General features: G+C 39.6%; 5 protein-coding genes. 3 read left to right on the top strand and 2 right to left on the bottom strand.

All coding sequences use genetic code 11. From position 1 onward, the window contains the following. The coding region (locus ACIR310F_RS25555) for a hypothetical protein (RefSeq protein WP_231387499.1) at positions 1–183 on the top strand (183 nt) is incomplete at its 5' end. A gap of 32 nt (positions 184–215) precedes the next feature. Here ACIR310F_RS25555 and ACIR310F_RS27340 read toward each other — a convergent pair. Then, positions 216–341, bottom strand: coding sequence for a hypothetical protein (locus ACIR310F_RS27340; RefSeq protein WP_269208359.1), 126 nt, complete (start codon positions 339–341; stop codon positions 216–218). A gap of 3 nt (positions 342–344) precedes the next feature. Beyond that, entirely contained in the window at positions 345–1940 is a 1596-nt protein-coding gene (locus ACIR310F_RS0111395; RefSeq protein ID WP_028083938.1) for a B12-binding domain-containing radical SAM protein, read from the bottom strand. A 296-nt stretch (positions 1941–2236) separates the two neighbouring features. Here ACIR310F_RS0111395 and ACIR310F_RS0111390 point away from each other — a divergent pair, with 296 nt between their 5' ends. Both ACIR310F_RS0111390 and ACIR310F_RS26820 read left to right on the top strand, forming a co-directional pair. Beyond that, positions 2237–2440: a DUF433 domain-containing protein gene (locus ACIR310F_RS0111390; RefSeq protein ID WP_028083937.1), complete on the top strand. Its 204-nt coding sequence runs from the start codon at positions 2237–2239 to the stop codon at positions 2438–2440. 42 nt (positions 2441–2482) lie between these two features. Beyond that, the coding region (locus ACIR310F_RS26820; RefSeq protein WP_231387498.1) for an NYN domain-containing protein at positions 2483–2798 on the top strand (316 nt) is incomplete at its 3' end.

The following is a 2798-nucleotide window of genomic DNA, read 5'->3' as shown; positions in this document are numbered from 1 at the left end:
GTTGGCGTTAAAAATTGTCGTTATGACAAGGGAACAGGGAACAGGGAACAGGGAACAGGTTTTGGGCAAGTTTACTTTTCGTTACTTGTGTCGGTTTTTTCCGCTCACCTACTTAGGAAATATTGTTCACAACCCTACCCCCTTCCCTTGTGGGGTACGGGGGTTTCAAAGCCTCTCCCATAACATAATGAAAGCTTTTCCAATTCCGTCTCCTCTTAGGAGAGGGTTAGGGAGAGGTAAGAGAGAGGTTTTTCTGTAACCTTTTTAACTTGTGCATTTTTAACTTGTGCATTTTTAACTTGTGCATTTTTAACTTGTGCATTTTTAACTTGTGCATTCATACTCTAAATTACTGCTTCCACTTTTTCGGCTGCTTGTTCTTTAACGAGTACATAGGGTTTTTCCGCACCTTGGGCTAAATACGCGGCTAATTGACTTTCGATTTCGTCGCGGACAATTTGCCGGTATTCCATAAAATGCTCAATGTGGGCGCAGGTAGAAACGTATTGTTCAACCACTTTCGGGTTATGCTTGAGAATACTAAAGAAGTGATGCCAGAATTTCCAGCGAGTTTGTCGTTTAAATCCTTGTCGCCAAATTACAATTAGTAAGGCTCTGACAACTACCCATTCTGGCATTTTTGCTGGTACTGTGTATTTAGCTGAACCTAACATCATAAAACAGCGATAGGTGCGGTCTAAATAGGCAACTGGGTCATATAAAGCACAGAAAGCCTCCACATATTCCCTAGCTAATTCTTCTAAAGGACGGGTAGGAATGAAGTTCATCAATGTGGTTTGATTGATGTTCCCATCTTGATTTTCCCGTAATCTTCCTTCTTTTTTCAAGCGATGCCACAATGCAGTGTTGGGTAATGCTTGTAACATAGCAAAGGTTGTAGAAGGGATGGCTGCTAATTCAGCGAAGCGGACAATGCGCGAGCCTGCACCGGACTTTTCACCATCAAAGCCAATAATAAACCCAGCCATGGGTCGCAAACCTGCTTTAATAATAGTTTCTACAGATTCAGCCAAGGAACTGCGAGTATTTTGGAACTTCTTAGTTAGTTGTAAACTATCTTCATCTGGGGTTTCAATACCCAAAAATACCGCTTTAAAACCACAATCTACCATCAATTCCATCATTTCGGCATCTTGTGCCAAATCAATGGAAGCTTCCGTGTCAAAATTGAAAGGATATTGATGTTGTTCCATCCAAACTTTTAACTCTTTGAGCAACAATTTTACATTACGTTTGTTGCCAATAAAGTTATCATCTACCATAAACACACCCCGCCGCCAACCCAACTCATAGAGATAATCTAACTCTGCTAAAAGTTGTGCAGGGGTTTTAGTTCTCGGTTTGCGTCCATATAAAACAATGATATCGCAAAATTCGCACTGGAAGGGACAACCGCGCGAAAACTGCACCGACATCATATCATAGGCATTAAACTCCAACAAATCAAAGCGGGGAATGGGTGTAGTTGTGACATCAGGCTTTTCAGTAGCGCGGAAAACTCCAGATTTTTCTCCCCGTTGTACCGCTGCTACAAACATGGGTAAAGTAATTTCTCCCTCGTCAAGAATGAGGAAATCTGCCCCCGCTGCTTCCACTTCATGGGGTGTGGAGGTGGGGTAGGGACCACCTAAAGCTACCAACTTACCGCGTTTTTTCGCTTCTCGAATTTGTGCCAATAAGTCTTGTTTTTGAACAATCATGGCGGAAAAAATCACCATATCTGCCCATGCCCACTCTTCCTCTGTGGCAGCGCGAATGTTACGATCTACAAGTTTAAATTCCCATTCTTGGGGTAAAATTGCCGCTACCGTTACTAAACCCAAAGGTGGTAATAACACCTTTCTGTCAACCAGCGCCAGAATTTTCTCATAAGACCAAAAGGTTTTTGGAAATATTGGATAAACTAGCAAAACACGCATAGTATCACCCCTCACGATTTATTTGTGATCTAACTGTAACTAAAATTCAGACTAATTGACTTTTTTCTCAATTTGTCCGTTGTATGTGAGAATGGGGGGATTGTCAGAATCAGGATATCCAGGATTTAAGGATGAACAGGATGAAGACTGGAATTTAATCACTAATTACGCATTATATTTTATACAGCTTGCGACTTAATAATTAGCAACTTGGGTTAATATAATTTCTATGGATAGTACAAGTTCTGTTGTATGTGAGAATAGGTAAAGAATTTTTATAGTTCAGGAGTTCCACCGTGCTGGCTCAATTAGATCGTATTACTATTAATCCTAATGTTTGCCTTGGACAACCAACAATTCGAGGGATGCGGATTACTGTGGGCTTTGTGTTGAAATTACTGGCTAGTAACCTTTCGGTTCAGGAAGTTTTAGCGGCTTATCCAGAATTAGAGGATGAAGATATCCGACAGGCGCTTAACTACGCAGCTTGGACTGTTTAAAGTTATAATTGAATTTACCAAATATTTCAATTAAATAGAATTATGTTGAGAATTTCTGTATTTCTTGATGGTGCAAATTTCTTTTTCATGCAAAAGAACGCACTATGTTGGAAGGTAGATCCTAAAAAGATTCTTGATTATATTGAGACAGAAGGTAATATTGTTGATGCCTTTTATTATATTGGACATGACACACCGCCTGAAGCAAAACAACAGTCATATTTAGACGCATTACCTTTAATGGGTTATTCACTTATTACAAAACCAATAAAAACAATTTATGATGCGAATACTGGACTAACAAAACAGAAGGCTAATTTAGATATTGAAATAGTTTTGGATATGTTTAACACTATAG

Origin of the sequence: Dolichospermum circinale AWQC310F (assembly GCF_000426925.1) — a bacterium.
In the GTDB taxonomy this organism is placed as follows: Bacteria; Cyanobacteriota; Cyanobacteriia; order Cyanobacteriales; family Nostocaceae; genus Dolichospermum; species Dolichospermum circinale.
Note: the sequence above shows the minus strand (reverse complement) of the source record. Positions and strands in the feature narration are given on the sequence as shown.